At 45.7% G+C, this 21,774-nt stretch carries 21 protein-coding genes; 19 read left to right on the top strand and 2 right to left on the bottom strand.

Features of this window, described 5'->3' with window-relative positions; genetic code table 11:
- Positions 1-6: 6 nt before the first annotated feature.
- From ftsY to trmD, 7 genes are all read left to right on the top strand, one after another.
- Positions 7-1,014, top strand: coding sequence for a signal recognition particle-docking protein FtsY (gene ftsY / locus AC1DOV_RS14450; protein WP_477550283.1), 1,008 nt, complete (start codon positions 7-9; stop codon positions 1,012-1,014).
- Positions 1,015-1,177: 163 nt separating this feature from the next.
- Positions 1,178-1,540: a YlxM family DNA-binding protein gene (gene ylxM / locus AC1DOV_RS14455; RefSeq protein ID WP_477550284.1), complete on the top strand. Its 363-nt coding sequence runs from the start codon at positions 1,178-1,180 to the stop codon at positions 1,538-1,540.
- 26 nt (positions 1,541-1,566) lie between these two features.
- Positions 1,567-2,943: a signal recognition particle protein gene (ffh, locus tag AC1DOV_RS14460; protein WP_076268338.1), complete on the top strand. Its 1,377-nt coding sequence runs from the start codon at positions 1,567-1,569 to the stop codon at positions 2,941-2,943.
- Positions 2,944-2,977: 34 nt separating this feature from the next.
- Positions 2,978-3,250, top strand: a complete 273-nt coding sequence (gene rpsP / locus AC1DOV_RS14465; RefSeq protein WP_053375694.1) for a 30S ribosomal protein S16 — start codon at positions 2,978-2,980, stop codon at positions 3,248-3,250.
- Between the two features lie 25 nt (positions 3,251-3,275).
- The gene (locus AC1DOV_RS14470; protein WP_076268339.1) at positions 3,276-3,506 is read left to right on the top strand and encodes a KH domain-containing protein; all 231 of its coding nucleotides are present in this window, start codon (positions 3,276-3,278) and stop codon (positions 3,504-3,506) included.
- 162 nt (positions 3,507-3,668) lie between these two features.
- On the top strand, positions 3,669-4,193 hold the full coding sequence (gene rimM, locus AC1DOV_RS14475; protein WP_076268340.1) for a ribosome maturation factor RimM: 525 nt from the start codon (positions 3,669-3,671) through the stop codon (positions 4,191-4,193).
- 3 nt (positions 4,194-4,196) lie between these two features.
- Positions 4,197-4,949 carry a tRNA (guanosine(37)-N1)-methyltransferase TrmD gene (gene trmD / locus AC1DOV_RS14480; protein WP_339208901.1) on the top strand — a complete coding sequence of 251 codons (753 nt, stop codon included), beginning with the start codon at positions 4,197-4,199 and terminating at the stop codon, positions 4,947-4,949.
- 72 nt (positions 4,950-5,021) lie between these two features.
- On the opposite strand, the gene AC1DOV_RS14485 is transcribed toward trmD, so the two are convergent.
- Positions 5,022-6,440: a CAP-associated domain-containing protein gene (locus tag AC1DOV_RS14485; protein WP_441881313.1), complete on the bottom strand. Its 1,419-nt coding sequence runs from the start codon at positions 6,438-6,440 to the stop codon at positions 5,022-5,024.
- Between the two features lie 203 nt (positions 6,441-6,643).
- On the opposite strand from AC1DOV_RS14485, the gene rplS reads away from it, so the two are divergent.
- The 7 genes from rplS to AC1DOV_RS14520 all read left to right on the top strand — a co-directional run bounded on the left by rplS (position 6,644) and on the right by AC1DOV_RS14520 (position 12,074).
- Positions 6,644-6,985 (top strand): 50S ribosomal protein L19, encoded by a 342-nt coding sequence (rplS, locus tag AC1DOV_RS14490; protein WP_053375699.1) that lies wholly within the window; start codon positions 6,644-6,646, stop codon positions 6,983-6,985.
- A gap of 97 nt (positions 6,986-7,082) precedes the next feature.
- Positions 7,083-7,784 (top strand): signal peptidase I, encoded by a 702-nt coding sequence (lepB, locus tag AC1DOV_RS14495; protein WP_339208903.1) that lies wholly within the window; start codon positions 7,083-7,085, stop codon positions 7,782-7,784.
- 9 nt (positions 7,785-7,793) lie between these two features.
- Positions 7,794-8,660 carry a ribosome biogenesis GTPase YlqF gene (ylqF, locus tag AC1DOV_RS14500; RefSeq protein ID WP_477550285.1) on the top strand — a complete coding sequence of 289 codons (867 nt, stop codon included), beginning with the start codon at positions 7,794-7,796 and terminating at the stop codon, positions 8,658-8,660.
- A 21-nt stretch (positions 8,661-8,681) separates the two neighbouring features.
- Positions 8,682-9,296 carry a ribonuclease HII gene (locus AC1DOV_RS14505; protein WP_076268344.1) on the top strand — a complete coding sequence of 205 codons (615 nt, stop codon included), beginning with the start codon at positions 8,682-8,684 and terminating at the stop codon, positions 9,294-9,296.
- A 249-nt stretch (positions 9,297-9,545) separates the two neighbouring features.
- Complete coding sequence (locus AC1DOV_RS14510) at positions 9,546-11,372, top strand: hypothetical protein (protein WP_477550286.1); 1,827 nt, start codon at positions 9,546-9,548, stop codon at positions 11,370-11,372.
- Positions 11,369-11,677 carry an EscU/YscU/HrcU family type III secretion system export apparatus switch protein gene (locus tag AC1DOV_RS14515; RefSeq protein ID WP_076268346.1) on the top strand — a complete coding sequence of 103 codons (309 nt, stop codon included), beginning with the start codon at positions 11,369-11,371 and terminating at the stop codon, positions 11,675-11,677. Before AC1DOV_RS14510 ends, AC1DOV_RS14515 begins: the two co-directional genes overlap by 4 nt.
- Positions 11,670-12,074, top strand: a complete 405-nt coding sequence (locus AC1DOV_RS14520) for a YraN family protein (protein WP_441881306.1) — start codon at positions 11,670-11,672, stop codon at positions 12,072-12,074. Before AC1DOV_RS14515 ends, AC1DOV_RS14520 begins: the two co-directional genes overlap by 8 nt.
- Positions 12,075-12,132: 58 nt before the next feature.
- Here AC1DOV_RS14520 and AC1DOV_RS14525 read toward each other — a convergent pair whose 3' ends face one another.
- Entirely contained in the window at positions 12,133-13,701 is a 1,569-nt protein-coding gene (locus AC1DOV_RS14525) for a YifB family Mg chelatase-like AAA ATPase (RefSeq protein ID WP_477550287.1), read from the bottom strand.
- A 350-nt stretch (positions 13,702-14,051) separates the two neighbouring features.
- Here AC1DOV_RS14525 and sucC point away from each other — a divergent pair, with 350 nt between their 5' ends.
- The 5 genes from sucC to trmFO all read left to right on the top strand — a co-directional run bounded on the left by sucC (position 14,052) and on the right by trmFO (position 21,751).
- Positions 14,052-15,212, top strand: a complete 1,161-nt coding sequence (sucC, locus tag AC1DOV_RS14530; protein ID WP_076268348.1) for an ADP-forming succinate--CoA ligase subunit beta — start codon at positions 14,052-14,054, stop codon at positions 15,210-15,212.
- Between the two features lie 59 nt (positions 15,213-15,271).
- The gene (gene sucD / locus AC1DOV_RS14535; protein WP_053375706.1) at positions 15,272-16,204 is read left to right on the top strand and encodes a succinate--CoA ligase subunit alpha; all 933 of its coding nucleotides are present in this window, start codon (positions 15,272-15,274) and stop codon (positions 16,202-16,204) included.
- 177 nt (positions 16,205-16,381) lie between these two features.
- Positions 16,382-17,515: a DNA-processing protein DprA gene (gene dprA, locus AC1DOV_RS14540; protein WP_339208909.1), complete on the top strand. Its 1,134-nt coding sequence runs from the start codon at positions 16,382-16,384 to the stop codon at positions 17,513-17,515.
- A gap of 28 nt (positions 17,516-17,543) precedes the next feature.
- On the top strand, positions 17,544-19,652 hold the full coding sequence (gene topA / locus AC1DOV_RS14545) for a type I DNA topoisomerase (protein WP_441881301.1): 2,109 nt from the start codon (positions 17,544-17,546) through the stop codon (positions 19,650-19,652).
- A gap of 779 nt (positions 19,653-20,431) precedes the next feature.
- Entirely contained in the window at positions 20,432-21,751 is a 1,320-nt protein-coding gene (gene trmFO / locus AC1DOV_RS14550; protein ID WP_076269141.1) for an FADH(2)-oxidizing methylenetetrahydrofolate--tRNA-(uracil(54)-C(5))-methyltransferase TrmFO, read from the top strand.
- Positions 21,752-21,774 lie beyond the last annotated feature (23 nt).

Here is a 21,774-nt window from a genome sequence, read left to right on the forward strand (position 1 = left end):
GGAACGATGAGTTTTTTTAAGAAGCTGAAGGAAAGCATCGCTACAAAGACAGAAGCGGTGACAAATATTTTCAAAGAAGGCTTATCGAAGACGCGTACGGCTTTTGTTGAGAAGGTAGAAGAGCTTATCACACGCCGCAAAAAAATCGATGAGCAGTTTTATGAAGAACTAGAGGAAATATTAATTGGCGCCGATGTTGGTGTGAATACCGTTATGCAGCTTATTGACGATCTGCGGGTCGAAGTGAAAAAACGGAAGATCGAGGATGCTTCGGATTTGCAGCCGATCCTATCTGAGAAGTTGATTCAGCTCATGAAGGGTGACGATCATTCCGGCTTGCGGATGGCACCGAGCGGCATCACTGTTATTTTGTTCGTTGGCGTAAATGGCGTTGGCAAGACGACGACCATTGGCAAGCTTGCTCATAAATTTAAGAGCGAAGGCAAGAGTGTGCTTATGGCAGCCGGCGATACGTTCCGCGCAGGAGCTATTGAGCAGCTGGAGGTATGGGGACAGCGTGTTGGTGTCGATGTCATTAAGCAGCAATCAGGAGCTGACCCTGCAGCAGTGATGTTCGATGCGGTGCAAGCTGCAAAGCAGCGCGGCGTAGACGTTCTGTTATGCGATACGGCTGGCAGGCTGCAAAACAAAACGAATTTGATGGAAGAGCTGAACAAGATTTTCCGCGTGATTCAGCGCGAGCTTCCTGACGCTCCTCATGAGGTTCTTCTTGTGCTTGATGCAACGACTGGCCAAAACGCACTTAGCCAAGCAAAATTGTTTGGTGAGAAAAGCGGCGTAACCGGTCTCGTGCTGACAAAGCTTGATGGCACAGCTAAAGGCGGAATCGTAATTGCTATTCGTAATGAGTTAAGCCTCCCGGTTAAGCTTGTAGGTCTTGGCGAAAAAATGGGCGATTTGCAGCAATTCGATTCAGAGCAATTTATTCATGCTTTGTTTGCTGGATTAATCCAGCGTGAAGATGATTCTGAAGCTGAAAAAACGTTGGAGTAAGCGGCGATTAACGATGGTTTGGAGCAGTTAAAACAGCTCGTAAAGGTGACAAGGGAAAATACTTGACAGCAGCCTATAGTGTCATGTATTATAAAAGACGTTGCTGGTGTAAAGGTATTTACCTTGTCGGCAGAACAAGCAAATAACAGGAGGGGCTGAGGGGATGAAAGCAAATGAACCAGATGCCTTGTCCAAGACAACCCGAATAAACTTGTTGTTCGACTTTTACGAGCCGCTCTTGACAGAAAAGCAGCGGACGTTTCTCAAATATTATTTTCACGACGACTTCACACTTGGGGAAATTGCTGGCGAGTTTGGAATTAGCAGACAAGCGGTATATGAGCACATCAAGCGTGCAGAACAAGTGCTAGAAAGTTATGAAGGCAAGCTAGGCTTGCTTATAAGACATGAATCCTTTCAACAATTAACTGTGCAGCTTGTAAACAGCGTTAACGAGCTTTCCATTGCAGAGCAGGACAAGCAGGCGCTTATGAGTGTTATTGCACAATTTAAATTAGCCGAATAAAACATGAAGAATGGAGGTGACGGTACATGGCAGCATTTGAGAGCTTATCGAGTCGGCTTCAAAATGTGTTCAGCAAGCTGAGGGGCAAGGGCAAGGTTTCCGAGGATGATGTTAGCGAAGCAATGCGTGAAGTACGTTTGGCGCTTCTAGAGGCAGACGTTAACTTTAAAGTCGTAAAGGACTTTATTGCGAAGGTGAAGGAACGGGCTATTGGCCTCGATGTATCCAAGAGCTTCACGCCCGGCATGGTCGTCATCGATATCGTAAATAAAGAGCTGACCGAGCTGATGGGCGGCACGCAGAGCAAGCTGGTTAAGGCTAATAAGCCTCCGACAGTCATTATGATGGCGGGTTTGCAAGGTGCGGGTAAGACAACAACTTCAGGCAAGCTGGCAAAATTGCTTCAGAAGAGCAACAATAAGCCGCTTCTTATCGCTTGTGATATTTATCGTCCTGCAGCCATTAAGCAACTTCAAGTGCTTGGTGAACAAATCAATGCGCCGGTCTTCTCCTTGGGTGATCAGACATCACCTGTAGAGATTGCGCGTGCTGGACTACAGCATGCCAAAGAGAACGGCAATGACTATGTCATCATTGATACCGCCGGTCGTTTACATATCGACGAAGAGCTGATGGAAGAGCTTAAGCAAATTCATCAGGTTACAAAGCCGGATGAGGTTCTCCTCGTTGTTGATGCAATGACAGGACAAGATGCTGTAAACGTTGCACAGAGCTTTCATGAACAGCTCGCATTAACAGGTGTTGTACTAACAAAGCTCGATGGCGATACTCGCGGTGGCGCGGCGCTGTCGGTAAAAGCAGTTACAGGCTGTCCGATTAAATTCGCAGCAATGGGTGAGAAGATCGACTCCTTGGAGCCGTTCCATCCAGAGCGTATGGCTTCTCGTATTCTCGGCATGGGCGATATGCTATCGCTTATTGAGAAGGCGCAGTCGAATATTGATGCAGATAAAGCGAAGGAAATGGAACGTAAAATGCGTACAGCAGAGTTTACGTTCGACGATTTTCTTGAGCAGATGGAGCAGGTTCGCAATTTGGGGCCGCTTGATCAAATTATGGATATGCTGCCCGGCATGAACAAGATGAAGGGCATGAAGGATATGAAGGTCGATGAGAAACAAATCGGCCGCGTCGAGGCGATTGTCCGCTCCATGACGAAAGAGGAGAAGCAAAAGCCAGAGCTGCTTAATCACAGTCGCCGCAAGCGTGTTGCTGCAGGCAGCGGAACAACGATCGTTGAGGTAAACCGCCTCATTAAGCAGTTTGACGATATGAAAAAAATGATGAAGCAATTCTCATCGATGATGGGACCGAAAGGACCTAAGGGCGGCAAGAAGGGCCTGAAAGGTATGCTCGGCAAAAATATGAAGTTCCCGTTTTAATGGTTGTTTACTCTTTGAAGGAGGTGAATTTTTAATGGCAGTACGTATTCGTTTGAAAAGAATTGGTGCTCACAAAGCTCCTTTCTACCGCGTAGTAGTTTCGGATTCCCGTTCGCCGCGTGATGGTCGTTTTATCGAAGAAATCGGTACTTATAACCCGGTTGCACAACCGGCTCAAGTTAAGATTGATGAAGAGAAAGCGCTAAAATGGTTGCAAACTGGAGCGCAAGCTTCTGATACCGTTCGTGACTTGCTTTCCAAAGCTGGTGTTCTTAAAAAGTTCCATGAGCTTAAGCAACAGAAATAACTGTTGAATAGCGGAGGGCCTTGAGATGAAAGAATTGATTCTTGTCATAGCGAAGGCATTGGTTGATCATCCTGAACAGGTGCAAATCAATGTGAAGGATGATGACCGTGGCACGATATACGAGCTTTCGGTTCACCCCGAGGATATCGGTAAAATCATCGGTAAACAGGGACGCATAGCGAAAGCGATTCGCACGGTAGTGACTTCTGCTTCCGTGAAATCGCAAAAGCGTGTCATCGTCGACATTATGTCATGATGTACGTATAAAGAGAAGGTTGGGATGAATGTCCTAACCTTCTTTTCAATATGTACACTTATCCATGGATGTCGCTAATCATTACGGCTTCGTTCTTCAACATGGAACGAAGCCGTTTTTGCATGTATAATAAGGCTATACACATATGAAGGGCTGGTTCTAATGAACGAAAAATGGTTTACAGTCGGGAAAGTCGTTAATACGCACGGTATCCGCGGAGAGCTGAAAATTCTTTCGCAAACGGATTTTGCAGAGGATAGATTTGCTTCTGGAAACAAGCTGCTTATGGTGAACGAGGAAAGCGGAGCTTCACTGGAAGTTAAAGTAATCAGCTCACGCGCGAACAAAAACGTATACATATTGAAGCTGGAAGGCTTCACTGATATTAATGCGGTTGAGAAATATAAAGGCTGGGTACTGAAAATTTCAGCCGACCAGCAGCTTGAGCTTGAAGAAGGCGAATATTATTATCACGAAATTATAGGCTGCCGCGTCGTTACCGAGGAAGGCGAGGAGCTGGGCACGATTTCGGAAATTCTAAGCCCAGGAGCAAATGACGTATGGGTAGTGGATCGTCCGAAAGGCTCGGGGAAGCAATTGCTTTTGCCTGTTATTGATGATGTCTTAGTCAATGTCGACACAAAAGAGAAAATCGTGACGGTCCATTTGATGGAAGGATTGATTTAACCGATGAAAATAGATGTGCTGACGCTGTTTCCCGAAATGTTCGACGGCGTGTTCAATTCGAGCATTTTAGGAAAAGCGAAAGAGAAGGGGATCGTATCCCCTCAAGCAATCAACTTCCGTGCTTATTCAGGCAATAAGCATAACACGGTTGATGATTATCCATACGGCGGCGGTGGCGGCATGGTCTTGAAGCCAGATCCGGTCTTTGCTGCAGTAGAGGATCTAAAGCTGGATGACAATATAAAGCCGCGTGTTATTCTTCTATGCCCACAAGGAGCACAGTTTACGCAGAAGAAGGCTGAAGAGCTTGCAAAGGAACAGCATTTGGTTCTTATTTGCGGTCACTATGAAGGTTATGATGAGCGTATACGCGAGCATCTTGTAACAGACGAGCTGTCGATTGGTGATTACGTGCTTACGGGTGGAGAAATACCTGCAATGGTGCTCATCGATAGCGTTGTTAGATTACTGCCAGGAGTGCTTGGCAATGAAACTTCTGCCGTTACAGATTCATATAGCACAGGTTTGCTTGAGCATCCCCATTACACTCGGCCTGCGTCGTTCCGCGGCTGGGATGTCCCGGATGTTCTTATATCTGGTCATCATGCGAATATTGAGGTGTGGCGTCGTGAGCAGTCGCTGCTGCGGACGCTGCAGCGCCGTCCTGACCTTCTGAAGAGCGCCCCGCTTACGGACAAGGAACGCAAATGGGTGGCTTCACAGTTAAAGCAGGAGCCTAATAAGACAGGCAAATAGTACGACCCTAGCTAATAAACAAAGCCGCAACGAATTTCGTTGCGGCTTTGTTTATTTAGAAGTATTTGATGATTATGGCGTGTAAAAATTTTGGGTATAGTAGACGTTATAGGTTCCGCCTAATGCAACACCTGTACCTAGTCGCTCAAGCTTGCTGTTTAATAGTGCTTCACGATGGCCTTCTGTTGAATTGACCCAGCCATAGTGAGCAAAAATGCTATTTTTGTATCCGGCAGCTATGTTTTCAGCAGCGGAGTGATACTTAACGCCATTTGCTTTCATTCGGTCAAAGGGAGACGAGCCGTCTGGATTCGTATGGTCAAAAAATTTACGTGCACTCATATCGTTGCTGTGACCATGCGCAGAGGCAGCAGCGAGCTTGTCCCATTGCAGCAGAGGTATTTTGCGAACAGCGCGCTCAGCGTTAGTAAGATCAAAGAGCTGTTGTTCATATGCGTCTGCCAGCTTGGATGTATTGGCTGATTTTAACGCTGTGGATTTGGAAACGGCTTGATCCATTTGCATGACACCAGCTATTTTGTTTCCATCACGTCGGTCAATGAAGAGAACGGTATGTACTTTTTTTGTAGTGTAAGCATAATAATCGTTATTTGTCTCGACATTGGTTGCTTCGCCAACCAGCTTTTTGGCATTACCAATCGTTTGACCGATCTGGATGCCCGACTTCATCGCCCAGCTATCTTTGCCATTGGAGAAAAGTGCGATTACCCGATCATTTTGGATGCCGAACATCATGTAGTTGGTATAGCTGCTATTATAAACGTACCAGGAGAAACCATATTCGCTTGGATCAATTCTTGACGGTTTTCCGAGCGTTTGTTGAAGCTTTTGCAGCGAATCGTTTAACGTTATTTCATGAAGGCGATCAACGGTGTTAATAATTTTAGCATCGGACAACGCTTTTGAGTGAAGTTTGAGGTTATAGAAGAAGGTAAGCGCCTCAGCGCGTGTAAGTTTTCCATCTGGTATGAAGCCGCTAACGGTGGCAGAGGTGCGTCCGTTCGATATTTTCTCATCAAGCAGCCACTGAATTGCGCTTTGCTCTGTAAATTCCTTTCCATTTGCCGCGGAAGCTAGAAGCAACGCAGCTTGTCCACGTCGGAATTCGACATTTTGTGAAGCGTTATTGATAGGCCAGCCCAAATTATTCGCATAATCGTAATAAGGCTTGGTCCAATTGCTGGCGCTGGAAGATGATGTTGTGACTAATCCATAGGCTCTCAATAACATAGCAAGAAACTCAGCTTCATTAACAACCTTGTTTGGCTTGAAGGAATTATCCCCATAACCTTGAGCTAATTTCTGATCAACAGCCCAAGAAATATAGGAGCCAGCCCAGTGTCCATTCGTATCTTTAAAAGCCAAGGATTCAGCAGAGGTTTGCAATGGTGCAGAAATGGTTAATATTAATAGTACAGATGCGATTCCCCCTTTTGTTTTGTTACAAAAAGATTGTTTATTATGGTGCAATTTTGTCACCTCTTCATGTCGGTGTTTGTCATCATTTAGTATACATGATTTATGAATAAAAAAATCGTGTTGTATTATTGGGCTAGCTATGGTAAAATTTCTAATGTTGTTCGTAAAGTCGGACGGTCCGCTATCAGCGATGAACCGATTCAGAGGAATCCGGTGAGCTTATAAGAACGTCTATGGTGGAAGGAGTGAATCAAATGAATCTTTTGCAAACAATCGCGCAAGAAAATCTGCGCCAAGGTCTACCGAACTTTCGTCCAGGTGACACGCTAAAAGTTCATGTAAAAGTTATCGAGGGAACTCGTGAGCGTATCCAATTGTTCGAAGGCGTTGTAATCAAACGTCGCGGCGGTGGAATCAGCGAAACTTTTACAGTGCGTAAAATTTCCTACGGTGTTGGTGTGGAAAGAACTTTCCCGCTTAACTCGCCTAAAATCGAAAAAATCGAAGTGGCTCGCCGTGGTAAAGTACGTCGCGCGAAATTGTACTACCTACGTAGTCTTCGCGGAAAAGCTGCTCGTATTAAAGAAATTCGTTAAGAACAAACGACAAGAGGGGCTTGCGCAAACAAGCTCCTTTTCGTTTTTTCTCAAAGGTCATTTACATATTACAGCATATGGGAAGAAGGCGGACTGAATGGACTCACAGCAGCGAAATGACGGGCTGGACAATGGCAATGATCATGAAATGAAAAATACGCAGGAACATGCGGACATTGAGCAGAATTTACCAAACCGTGCAGCAGCCCATGCATCCGGCTCAGGAAAACAGGGCGGAGCTTATAAAGAAGTCGTAGAATGGATCAAGGCTTTAGTCATTGCGGTCGTTCTCGTATTTCTCATTCGTCAATTTTTGTTTTCACCATTCATCGTCGACGGACCTTCCATGAAGCCTAATTTCGAGACCGGCGAACGGTTAATAGTAAATAAAATTTTGTATACGATACGCGAACCGAAATTTGGTGAGGTCGTAGTGTTTGATGTTCCAGAGCAAGGCCGAAAATTTATAAAACGAGTGATTGGCGTACCGGGTGATAAAATTCGACTTGAAGGCGATGACCTTTATATTAATGATAAAAAAATAGACGAGCCTTATTTAAAAGAAGCAATTGCGGCAGCACATGCCGAAGGCAAGTTATACAACGAAAAAGGAATAAATTCCGATGTATCTGAAATCACTGTTCCTGAGGACACGATTTTTGCACTTGGCGACAATCGCAGCGATAGTACAGATAGCAGGGTTATCGGATTTGTATCGGATAAAGAGGTTGTTGGACGTGCCGATATTATTTTTTGGCCGCTGAACAAACTAGAGTTTATAAAGCACTGGACTAAATGAGGTGAGTAAATGACCATTCAATGGTTTCCGGGTCATATGACGCGGGCGAAACGGCAAATACAAGACAAGCTCAAACTAATCGATCTTGCCATCGAACTATTGGATGCACGGGTTCCACTATCTAGCCGTAATCCGATGATTGAGGAAATTTTGAACGGCAAGCCAAGATTGATCGTATTAAACAAATCCGACTTGGCTGATCCAAAAACGACAGAGCAATGGATGGCTTATTTCCGTAATGAAGGCCATGAATCGATCGCAATTGATTCCTCAACAGGCACAAAGGTAAATGAGGTTCCGCTCAAGGCAAAGCAAATTTTGCATGAGAAAATTGCACGTCAAATTGCAAAAGGCATAAATCCGCGTGCAATTCGCGGACTTATTGTAGGTATACCGAATGTCGGGAAATCCACGTTGATCAACAAGCTCGCTGGACGCGCTATTGCTTTAACCGGCGACCGTCCTGGCGTTACGAAGGGACAACAATGGATTAAGATTGGAACTGAAATGGAATTGCTCGATACACCGGGCATATTGTGGCCAAAGTTTGAAGACGAGCTCGTCGGATACAGGCTTGCTATGACAGGTGCCATTAGAGAGCAAATTTTGAACGTTGACGATATTGCCTTTTTTGCAATGCGTGAGCTGGTAGATCGTTACTGGCCTAACATGAAAGAGCGTTATGAGCTTGATACGCCACCTAAGGACGCTACGGATTCAGATGAAATCGTGCGTGTGATGGAAGATATCGGACGTCGGAGAGGCTGCCTTGTTAGCGGTGGACACGTCGATTTGGAGAAAACATCCGGAATCATTTTGCGTGATTTGCGCTCAGGCAAGCTAGGAAGAATTACGCTCGAAGCGCCACCTTATTGATGTGAAACGGGGGAACGTAACGTGCTGCAATATGAACAGTCGTTATGGGAAGAAGGATTTAAAGCGATTGCTGGTGTAGATGAGGTTGGCCGAGGCTGCTTGTTCGGAGACGTCGTGGCAGCTGCCGTTATTTTACCGCCAGGGCTTGTGATTGAAGGGGTTAACGACTCCAAGAAGCTTTCCGAGAAAAAGCGTGACCAGCTGTATGATATTATTTTGCAGGAATGTGTAGCGTGGTCGGCTGCTCGTGTTGATGCTGAAACGGTTGATCGAATCAATATTAAGCAGGCAGCTAGGCTTGCAATGAAAATTGCAGTGGAATCGTTACAGGTTCCTTCTGACTATTTGCTTGTTGATGCGGAGAAGGTCGATGTTAGTCTGCCGCAGCTCTCGATCATTAAAGGGGATGCTACAAGCCAATCGATCGCTGCAGCCTCTATCGTTGCCAAGGTTACGCGCGATAGGCTTTGTGTGACCGAATGGGAGCAGGAATATCCAGCTTATGGCATTGCTATACACAAGGGATATGCAACGAAGCTTCATCGGGAGCGATTGCTAGCTAATGGACCAAGTCCTCTGCATCGCAGATCGTTTCTCGGCAATTTATTTACAGAGGAGCAGCTGCTTCTCTTCTAGCTGCATCTCGCAGCACATATTATATGACGCTCGATTGATTGTGCGAGGCAAAAGATGCCTAGTGTAATTATCGGGCGTTATTTTGTTTTTGTGCTGTTTTTTGGGGAGAACGGCTACAAGCTTTGCTCATTTTGACCGATATAAGGCTTATAGGTTTAATGAAGTCGTACATGCATATGTAAAGAGCTCGCTTAAGTGCAAAGAGCAAACGCATAGAATGGCGCTGGAGCAACGGAGGCGAATGAACAAATGAATATAAGTCAAATGATGCGAAGCTTCTTAGGAGAGGCTTCTAGTGCGGATACACGAGCTGTGGAGCTTAAAGTTGGACAAGTGGTAAGAGGCGTCATCTTGCAGGTGATGGAAAATAACGAAGCGCTCGTACAAATTAACGGTGTACAAGTGCGTGCGAAGCTAGAGCTGCCGCTTCAAGTGGGACAATCAGCAATGCTCCAAGTGCAGCCTCAATCAAGCGGAGCGCTTGTAATGCTTAAACAGGTTGAACCTGGTCAAGTGGGATTGCCTGATGATACGTTCAAGGAATGGGCTAAACAGCTGGCGTTGCCAGAGCAGAAATGGGCAGCGCAGATCGTAAAGGATTTGCGGAAGGAAGGCGTGATTCTGAACCGCGATGTTGCGCAAGCCTTTCAACAGGCTGCATCCGCGATGCCGGCTGGTGGAGATGCGGAGCAATGGATGCAGTCCGCTGCCGCAACCTTTAAAAGAGGGCTGCCTATGACTGGTGCTACTGTAGGTGCGATGCAGCAGGTTATGTTCGGGCGCAGCACGCATGAGCTGCTTGAGACGTTGCAGCAGCAAATTACTTCATTCACGAGTGTTTCGGATGAAGGGACAGTTGAAACAAAAGCCGCAACTCAAGCAGCTGCACGTGTGCAAGCGCTTCTGACGGAAGGGCTCGAGCTGCTTCGTGGAGTGACGGCTGAGTCTGGTGCAGCAAGATCAGGAGAAGCCGTTACAAAGGACATTCCGACTGCAAAGCAATTAAACGCGCAAATCGTCAAAACGGACTTGCCGCAGGCAACAGCAGCACCTGTCGCTATGTCTGAGGACGAAGCTCCGGATCAACAAGCTAATCCTCATGCGGCTAGAGCATTAGCCAGTCAGTCAAGTCAGCCCAACTGGCTGGGACAGATGATGAAATGGATGGGCGTCGATCATGAGCTTCAGCTTGCCAAAGTTTTTACAGCGGATACTCAATTGAGTCAGCAAGCGCCGGCTTCTCAGCCAGCAACAACGGAAACTGCTGCGAAGCCGGCGACTGTAACGTATGCTTCAGCACCACCGCTGCAGACTCCTATCGTCGAGGCTAACAACAAAGAAGCTGCTCCAACCGTAATGCTGGCAAAAGCAGCAGAGTTTGAAACCGCTGATTCTCAGCAAGCAAGGCTGCCGGATCAAAAGCATATGGTTGAACGAGCAGCCTTAGCGGTTCTTTCGACCGTTGCAGACAGCATTCCAATGACAGATTCTTCTCCGCCTGCTCAGCAGGAATCATTGAAAAGTGCCTTGCTAGCTCTTGTTTCATCGGATCATACACCTCCTGCTCTCAAAGAGACAGCGCAGCAGCTTGTACAGCAAATAACAGGCCAGCAGCTTTTGCTTACTCCTGAGCGGAACAGCTCCGTTCTCACGCATGTGACGATGTTTATTCCAATCAATAACGCAGACGGCAAACAAACCGCTTCGGTTCACATTCAGACAAGAAGAGGACGAAAAGGAGAGCTTGACGCTTCGAATTGCAGATTGCTCTTTAATTTGTCGATGAATACGCTGGGCGATACGATGGTTGATGTAAATGTGATGGACAAAATTGTAAGTTTAAACTTGTGGAATGATCATCCTGCAATCTCATCGCTTGCAGAAGGATCTCGAAATGAAATTGCTGCCAGCCTTCAGCAAGCAGGTTATCAGCTGCTTTCACTGCGAACAACTCCGCTTCCCAAAGCGGGGGAATCGAAGGTGGAAGCAGCATCAGCAGCAGTTAAGAACCAGCAAATGACGGATATGAGCGCCTTTGCAGCCAATCGTTACAAAGGAGTCGATTATCGTATATGAGCAGCGATCAGAGTGAAAATCAGCCACAAACGAAAGTCAGGAAAGCAGTCGCTTTAAAATACGAGCCAGGCGAGCGCACTGCTCCGGTTATGGTTGCTAAAGGGAAAGGGCATTTAGCGGATCTCATCCTTGAGAAAGCGAAGGAAAATGGCATTCCTGTTCAAGAGGATTCCTCATTAGTAGAAGTGCTCTCTAAGCTTGATATCGATCAAGAAATCCCGGGTGAGCTGTATACGCTCGTCGCAGAAATTTTAAGCTTTGTTTATCGTTCTGACCGAAAAGCGAGGGAAATGATAGATGGGTGATGATGAGGGAAGAGCGAATGGGACGCGGAAACTAGATAATAGGAAAGCTACGGGTCAGCTTGGCGAGGAAGCAGCTTGTTTGTATTTAATAGAAGCTAATTATAATATTCTCACGCGGAATTGGCGATGTAGAATAGGAGAAATTGATATTATTGCTGAACATTCTGATAGATTTGTATTTGTAGAGGTGCGTACGAGAAAAGAAGGCGGCAAATACGGCACAGCCGCGGAGTCGGTGGATTATCGCAAGCAACAGAAGGTTAGGGAAGCGGCTCAAGTTTATTTACGCAGTGTCGGGCGCTCAGATGCATCCATTCGCTTTGATGTAGTTGCGATAACGTTGAGCCGTGCAGATGAGATCGTCACTTCTTTTAAGCATTTTGAGGCAGCGTTCTAAAAGGGTAACAAATTGGACTTTCTCTGACGGGAGCTAACCTACAGAGAAAGTTTTTTTATTATGAAAGCGGCTTATCAAGCCCGCGATATTGAATAGCTTCCGCGATATGCATTGTATCGACTGCGTCGCTTGCTTCAAGATCGGCTATGGTGCGTGCCAGCTTCAGCATTCTATCGTATGCCCGCATACTGATTCCAAGCGCTTCAAAAGCACTTTCCAGCAGGCTTGCGGCTTCTGGCTTTATATTTACAGACCTTCGAAGGGCAGCGCCGTTTAATGATCCAATAGGATTGAGACTGATGCCTGCTGTGCGATCTTGTTTAAAGGCATATGCACCCAGCACTAGCTGCTTCATTTGGGCAGTATTAAGTGATGGGCCAGTTGAAGCATGCTCTAGAGAAATAGGTCTTGGCACTTCTAGCTGTAAATCTATTCGATCAAGCAATGGCCCTGATATTTTAGATCGATAACGGCTAATGAGTGTAGCGCTGCAAGTGCAGCGTTTGTCGCCATACTCATGCCCATAATAGCCGCATGGACATGGATTAAAGGAGGCAGCCAGCATAATGCTGGCTGGAAACTGGAATACAGCTTTGGAGCGGGAAATGGTTACTATACGATCCTCCAGCGGCTGTCTCAAAACCTCAAGCACCTGTCTCGGAAATTCTGGCAATTCATCAAGAAACAACACGCCGCGATGAGCGAGTGTAACTTCTCCCGGCTTCGGGATAGAGCCGCCGCCGATCAGTCCGCCGGACGATATGGTATGATGCGGAGCGCGAAATGGTGGATGAGTAATAAGGCCGTGGGAGCTATCCAGCAGCTTGCCAGCTACACTATATATTTTCGTAACCTCCAGCGCTTCTTGTTCAGTCAATAAGGGCAATATCCCCGGAAGACGCCGAATCATCATCGTTTTACCCGTGCCAGGAGGTCCGCTGAGCAAAATATTGTGTTTGCCAGCCGCGGCTATAAGCATAGCTCGTTTGGCTTGATGCTGACCGATAACATCTCCATAATCACCAATTTCATCTTGCTTATCTAGATATGCTTTGTTTTCACTTTGACTAAAGCTGGAATCGTTTCTATGATCGACACGAATATCGTTCCAGTCGGATTGTTTCTTTTTGATTAAATCAAGCTCTTTCAGGTGGCTTAACGCAAACAATTCCATATCAGAAATCCAGATGGCTTCCTTGACGTTCGCTACAGGCAGTAAGACACGCGTAAAGCCAAGTCGTTTCGCTTGTTCAATCATGGCAAGTACACCGGCTACCGGACGGACATTGCCGTTAAGTGAGAGCTCTCCAAGAAGAAGCGTATTCTCAAAAGGGGCAACGCTAATTTGTCCGCTTGCAGTTAAGATGCCCGCCGCAATGGCTAAATCAAAGGATGTGCCTTCCTTGCGCAAGTCGGCAGGAGCTAGATTAACCGTAATTCTGTCCATAGGAAAAGTAAAACCACTATTTTTTAGAGCGGCTCGAACACGTTCAACAGATTCGCGAACAGCAGGATCAGGCAAACCCACTACGTTGATTTGAGGCAGGCCGCTGGAAATATCAACCTCAACTGAAATGCTTTTACCATCTACTCCATAAACGCTTGCGCTCTGAATTAAACTAAACACGACAAAAAGCACCCCCATATGTGTGAATGAAGGTGCTTCCTTACGATTCCGTTCCATCGTTATGAATTTGCCAATATCATAATTTAGTTATCTTCGCATTGTCAATATTTAAAATGTTTCGGGTATGATTTTTAGGATTGGGTCATACTAAATGGCGTGGTATTTTCCCTTATAAAACGAGCATTTCAGCTGGTTTTATCGCTTTAATCTCATTTTGAGATGAAACCCATATCAAAAAAGCCGTATTAATTATGTGTGAAAGTAAGGTAACTGGCGGGGAAAGGTGCTACAATAATAGAGGTTTGTGTACATATGACTGATTTCAGTCTGTGAAATGGAGGATTTCAACAATGAATATCCATGAATATCAAGGGAAAGCGGTCCTTAAACAGTATGGTGTCGTCGTACCTGAAGGTAAAGTAGCCTTCACTGTAGACGAAGCTGTTGAAGCGGCTAAATCGCTCGGAACAAAGGTTGTTGTCGTGAAAGCACAAATTCACGCTGGCGGCCGTGGTAAAGCGGGCGGAGTTAAAGTAGCAAAAAATCTTGATGAAGTGCGCGCTTATGCTAGTGAGATTCTAGGTAAAGTGCTTGTTACGCATCAAACAGGTCCAGAAGGCAAGGAAGTCAAACGTCTTCTGATCGAAGAAGGCTGCGACATTAAGAAAGAATATTATATCGGCGTAGTATTAGACCGTGGTACAGGTCGTGTCGTTATGATGGCTTCGGAAGAGGGCGGCACTGAGATTGAAGAAGTTGCTGAACACTCCCCGGAGAAAATCATTAAGGAGATCGTTGATCCTGCTGTTGGCTTGCAAGCGTTCCAAGCGCGCAAACTAGCTTATGCAATCAACATTCCTAATGAGCTTGTTAACAAAGCAGTTAAGTTCATGATTTCTCTTTACACCGCTTTTGTTGAGAAAGATGCATCCATTGCAGAAATCAATCCGCTTGTTGTAACTGGCGACGGACAAGTTATTGCTCTTGATGCTAAATTGAACTTCGACTCAAACGCTCTTTATCGTCACAAAGATATCGTTGAGCTTCGCGATTTGGAAGAAGAAGACGCAAAAGAAATTGAAGCGTCCAAATACGACCTTAGCTACATCGCTCTTGACGGCAACATCGGTTGCTTGGTCAACGGTGCAGGCCTAGCGATGGCAACAATGGATATTATCAAATATTACGGCGGCGACCCTGCCAACTTCCTAGACGTAGGGGGCGGTGCTACAGCTGAGAAGGTAACAGAAGCGTTCAAAATCATTTTGTCTGATGAAAAAGTTAAAGGTATTTTCGTTAACATTTTCGGCGGCATTATGCGTTGTGACGTAATTGCAAATGGCGTTGTCGAAGCAGCGAAGCAAGTCGGTCTTGACCGTCCGCTCGTTGTTCGTCTAGAAGGTACTAACGTAGACCTCGGCAAAACTATTTTGAAAGAATCGGGATTGAACATCGTGGCTGCGGATTCCATGGCGGACGGCGCGCAGAAGATTGTCGCTCTCGTGAAATAAGATAACTTGCTGTGTGGCATAGGCCGCATACGAATTCATTCAGGGGATGTGAGTTAAGAGTGAGCATTTTGGTTAATAAAGATACAAAAGTCATTACCCAAGGTATTACAGGAGCAACTGGCTTGTTCCATACCAAAGGCGGATTGGAATACGGTACGCAAATGGTCGGCGGCGTAACACCTGGTAAAGGTGGCACAAACGTTGATATTACACTTGATAACGGCACGCTCGTATCATTGCCTGTTTTCAACACGGTTGCTCAAGCAAAAGCTGCTACTGGCGCTAATGCTTCAGTTATCTATGTACCACCTGCATTTGCTGCAGATGCAATCATGGAAGCGGTTGACGCTGAGCTTGATCTTGTTATCTGTATTACAGAAGGCATTCCCGTGCTTGATATGGTAAAAGTTAAACGTTACATGGACGGCAGCAAAACCGTTCTTATCGGACCTAACTGCCCAGGCGTAATTACGCCGGATGAATGCAAAATCGGCATTATGCCTGGTTACATTCATACAGCTGGACATGTTGGCGTAATTTCTCGCTCAGGAACATTGACTTATGAAGCGGTTCATCAATTGACGACTCGTGGAATTGGACAATCTTCTGCAGTAGGAATCGGCGGCGACCCGGTTAAGGGCTCTGAGTTTATCGATATCTTGAATCTTTTCAATGAAGATCCAGATACCTACGCGGTAATCATGATTGGTGAAATCGGCGGTACAGCAGAGGAAGAAGCTGCTGAGTGGATTAAAGCAAACATGAAAAAACCAGTTGTCGGCTTCATTGGCGGCGCAACAGCGCCTCCGGGCAAACGGATGGGACATGCTGGCGCAATCATTTCCGGTGGTAAAGGAACAGCTGCTGAAAAAATCGCAACGCTTGAAGCTTGCGGCATTAAAGTAGCTCCAACACCATCTGAGATGGGTTCAACGCTTGTGAGTGTTCTTGAAGAGCAAGGCCTTCTTGAAAAATGTATCACTCGCAAATAATTATATAGTTTGATCTAAGGTAAGCAACCTTTCAACGACCCGATAACGGGAGTTGGAAGGTTGCTTTTTTTTTTGCGGATTGCCATTATTTTATCGGCTGACTTGCATTCTTATGCTATCTACCGCACAATAGATAAGTATGTAGGCCAGCCCGAGTAGAGAAGGGGCTTGGTACTGATGACTAAAAAACAAGATATTCGTAGACAAATGGTTATTGCCTTTCACGAAATTCCTGGCATAGGATGGCATGCAATTCAGAAGGCTGTTCACCATGAATTTTGGAATAAACGATCATGGAGCATAGAAGATTTACTTGCTATAGGCCTGCATCGTGGTCAAGCGAAAGCAGCGGCTGAACGTTATGCAGAGCGGCCATGGATTTTGACAGAAGATCCGTCAGAAGCAGTTGCTGCAGTAAATGCAATCGCATTAACGCCTTATGATACCGAATATCCGAAAATTTTAAGAGAGATTGCACAGCCGCCTTGGGTCTTGTATGCTAGAGGACGTCTTGAGCTGCTGCAGCGTCCAGCAATTGCAGTAGTAGGTACAAGAGTGCCGACCGCATATGGCAGGCAATCAGCGACTACGCTGGCACAGGAGCTTTCCTCTGCAGGCTTGACGGTGGTTAGCGGCCTAGCCAAAGGTGTCGATAGCAAAGCTCATGAAGCAGCGTTGTACGGAGCGGGAGGAACGATTGCTGTTCTTCCTACGCCTATTGATAAGTGTTATCCAACTGAGAATCTATCATTGTTTCACAAAATTGCCGAGCATGGCTTGCTCGTCTCAGAAACGCCGATCGGTACTCCGCTGCATCCTGGACAATTTCCACAGCGCAATCGTATTATTGCGGCATTATCTGTAGGAACGGTTATTGTGGAAGGCGCAACGAAGAGCGGCTCTCTGATAACAGCACAGCATGCGATGGACATGTCTCGGGAGTTGTTTGCTGTACCCGGTCCAAACTCATCGCCAAAGAGTGAGGGGCCAAATGCGCTCATCAAACGCGGAGAAGCAAAGCTTATTAGCTGCGTTGAAGATATTATCGATGAGCTGAATTGGCTGCCGGAAGCGCTTAAAGCTTACAAGGAAGCAGATGCAGCGAGCAAGTCCGAACAGGAATTAAATAAGCCAGAGCTCACGCCTGAGGAGAGTAAATTGATTGCTTTTTTGCGAGATCAGCCCTTATCTATTAATGAGTTGCACGAGCTCTCCGCCTTCCCGTTTGGACATTTGAACGCACTTCTGCTAAATTTATGTATAAAACGCAAAATTGAATTGCAGCCCGGATCAATATATATTGCTTTATAGCTTGCAATGGAGAGAGGAGGCGCCTTACATGGCAGATTCTTTAGTTATCGTCGAATCACCCGCGAAAGCCAAAACGATTGGTAAATATCTTGGTAGTAAATATATCGTTAAAGCTTCTATGGGACATATTCGCGATTTGCCCAAAAGCCAGATCGGCGTCGAGGTTGAAAATGATTTTAATCCTAAATACATAACCATACGCGGCAAAGGCAGCATTCTCAAGGAATTGAAGGATGCCAGCAAAAAAGTAAAACATGTCTTTCTAGCAGCCGATCCGGATCGCGAAGGTGAAGCGATTGCTTGGCATTTGGCGCATTATTTGGAGCTGGATGAGACTGATACTTGCCGCGTTGTATTTAATGAAATTACGAAACAGGCCGTGAAGGATGCTTTTAAGACACCGCGAAAGATTAATATGGATTTAGTTAACGCGCAGCAGGCGAGACGGATTTTGGACCGATTGGTTGGTTACAAGATTAGTCCGCTCCTTTGGAAAAAAGTGAAGAAGGGCTTGTCTGCCGGCAGGGTTCAATCGGTTGCCGTTAAGCTCATCATCGATCGTGAGAACGAAATCGATGCATTCATCCCTGAGGAATACTGGTCCATCACTGCGAAGCTGACTCATGCAGGAATTCCTTTTGATGCGAAATATCATTCCATTCTTGGAGAAAAACGTGAGTTAGGCAAGGAAGCTGACGTTGAGGAAGTTCTCCAAGCGATGAAGGGCAGCAAGCTCACAGTCTCTGACGTGAGAGAGAAGGAGCGTCTACGCAATCCAGCGCCTCCATTTATAACGAGCTCCCTTCAACAGGAAGCGGCAAGGAAACTTGGCTTCCGGGCTTCTAAGACGATGTCAGTAGCACAGCAGCTGTATGAAGGCGTTGAGCTGGGTAAAGAAGGAACAGTCGGTTTAATTACTTATATGAGAACCGATTCTACGCGCATCTCGCCTATCGCTCAAGAAGAAGCGAAAGAATTCATATCTGAGAAGTATGGCGAAGCTTTTGTGCCTGAACAACCACGCATTTACACAAAGAAAAACAGCAACGCTCAAGACGCGCATGAAGCGATTCGGCCAACGTCCATATTAAGAGATCCCGAATCAATGAAACCGTTCTTGAGTCGTGATCAGCTGCGACTGTATAAGCTCGTATGGGAACGTTTCGTATCGAGTCAGATGCAGTCGGCAGTGCTCGACACGATGACTGTGGATTTGCAGGCAGGCGATACAACGTTTAGAGCTACTGGTTCTAAAGTGAAATTTGCCGGCTTTATGAAGGTATATGTGGAAGGCAACGATGACGGCACGGTTGAAGAGCATAAGTTCTTGCCGCCGCTAGCCGCTGGAGATGTCATTCAATCAGAATCGATAGATCCAAAACAGCATTTTACGCAGCCGCCGCCACGTTTTTCGGAGGCACGACTAGTAAAGACGCTTGAGGAGCTCGGTATAGGTCGTCCAAGTACGTATGCGCCGACACTGGAAACGATTCAGAAGCGCGGATACATTGCAATGGAAGAGAAAAAATTCATGCCAACTGAGCTTGGAGATCTTGTCATTCAGCTCATGGAAGAGTTTTTCCCTGAAATTTTGGATGCGGAGTTTACAGCGAACATGGAAGGCAACCTCGACCATGTGGAAGAAGGTACAGAGGATTGGGTAAAGGTGCTCGCTACATTTTACGAATCCTTTGAGAAAAGATTAGAAGTTGCCGAAGATGAAATGAAGGAAATTGAAATTCAAGACGAAGTGTCTGATGAGCTTTGTGAGAAGTGCGGACGCCACCTTGTCTATAAGATGGGCCGATTTGGCAAGTTTCTTGCGTGCTCGGGCTTCCCGGATTGCCGTAACACGAAACCGATCGTCAAGGATATCGGTGTGACATGTCCGAAATGCGCAGAAGGCAAAATCATTGAGCGTCGGAGCAAAAAGGGACGTATATTTTATGGCTGTGATCAATATCCCGGCTGTGATTATGTGTCATGGGATAAACCGACGAACAAACCTTGCCCGCAATGCGGCGAGTCCAAGCTTGTTGAAAAGCGCAATCGCAGCGGAGCAAAGCTGCTTTGCCCAACATGTGATTATTCCGAAGAGGTATTGGATGAAGACGAGCAAGGTACTGATACGGATTAATTAAGCATGAGCTAGCATTAGCAACCATACTACAGAATCGAATGACAACCGCCATACCCGTCCTCCCTTCACAAAGGGGGGACACCGTTGTTAAACGGGCTATTAAGCTGCTGTAATCGATTTATAATGGTTTCAATCATTCTGATGATTCAAATGGCTTAAATCGCTCAAATCGCGCCTAAGCTTCTACTATTTTTTAGTCATGTGATAAAAAAGTTTGCGCAAGCTGAACTCGTATCACGAACTGATGGATGAGATCTATGTTAGCGCAAGCTGGAAGCGTGTCACGAAGTGACGGAAGCGATCTTACGGCATTGGGATGGATAACCGACTGTTTAACACAGAGGTTAGTCCAATTGCAGGTGTCCAGAGGACGCAGTCCTTGGGGCCCTCCCTTGGAAGGGAGGGTTTGGGTGGGTTCGAAAAGCTTGTGGGAGTTTTAAGTTTTAAAAGGATTTGAAGTTTTAAAAGGTTTGATGTTTAAAAAGGAATTGAATGTTTTAAAATGCTTGTAAAACTGTTATAAAATTGTTGTAAAAATGTTTTAAAATACAAAAAGTGTTTTAAAAGTTTTGTAAAGCATGAAAGGCTCTAAAAGCTCTTTCATCCTTCAAAAAGCTTATAAAGTTTTAAAGTTGAAAAACTTCACAACATTCAAAATGTTTGAAATTATTGGAAGGTTCGAAATTATTAATTTACAATAAAAAAACCTTTGAAGGCAAGGTAGTAGCGCCAAAGGTCAACCTACGTGAACTATATCTGAAAGGATTGAATATATTTTGTCACAACCACAAAAAGTAACCGTCATCGGAGCAGGACTAGCAGGCAGCGAGGCAGCATGGCAAATTGCATCACAAGGAGTACCTGTCGTTTTGTATGAAATGCGTCCAGTCACAAAAACACCTGCTCATCATACGAATCAATTTGCAGAGCTTGTATGCAGCAATAGCTTACGTTCTAATGGTCTTGCAAATGCTGTTGGAGTTTTAAAGGAAGAGATGCGCCGACTAGACTCGCTTATTTTGAGCTGTGCTGATCAGCACGCTGTACCTGCGGGAGGAGCGCTGGCGGTTGACCGCGACGGTTTCTCTGGTGAAGTTACTCGCAGACTGCATGAGCATCCACTTGTTGAAGTACGGAATGAAGAGGTAACAGAAATTCCGAAGGATGGAATTGTTGTTATTGCTACAGGCCCACTGACAGCACCGGGCTTGTCTTCACAAATTCAAGAGCTGCTGGGCGAAGAGTATTTTTATTTCTATGATGCTGCAGCGCCAATCGTTGAAAAAGATTCGATCGATATGAGCAAGGTTTATTTAGCTTCCCGTTACGATAAAGGTGAGGCTGCTTATTTGAACTGTCCAATGACAGAAGAAGAATTTGAAATTTTCCACGAAGCACTGACAACAGCTGAGAAAGCAGAAGTAAAAGATTTTGAGAAGGAAGTCTACTTTGAAGGCTGTATGCCGATCGAGATTATGGCAAGCAGAGGCAAACAAACCGTATTGTTTGGACCTATGAAGCCAGTTGGACTTGTAAATCCGCACACGGGTGAGCTGCCACATGCTGTAATTCAGCTTCGTCAGGATAACGCTGCTGGAACATTATACAACCTAGTTGGATTCCAGACTCATCTCAAATGGGGAGAGCAAAAACGCGTCTTCTCATTAATACCAGGTCTGGAAAATGCTGAGTTTGTTCGTTTCGGCGTTATGCATCGTAATACGTTTATCAATTCACCTCGTTTGCTTAAGCCTACCTATCAGCTTAACAACCGCGAGACCTTATTTTTTGCAGGCCAGATGACCGGTGTTGAAGGTTATGTGGAATCTGCTGCTTCCGGCTTGATTGCTGGAATCAACGCTGCAAGATTAGCTCGAGATCTTGAACCACTCGTATTGCCGGAGCAAACTACGCTTGGCAGTATGGCTCATTATATTACAACAGCCGATTTCAAGCATTTCCAACCGATGAATGCTAATTTCGGTTTATTTCCACCGCTTGAGAAGAAGATCCGCAGCAAAAAAGAAAAGAACGAAATGATTGCGAATCGCGCTTTGGAAGGTATTGAGCAATTTAAAAAGGAACATTTGCAATAATATTGCGTAATGAAGGCATGGCA

Source organism: Paenibacillus sp. 01T47 (assembly GCF_056398245.1).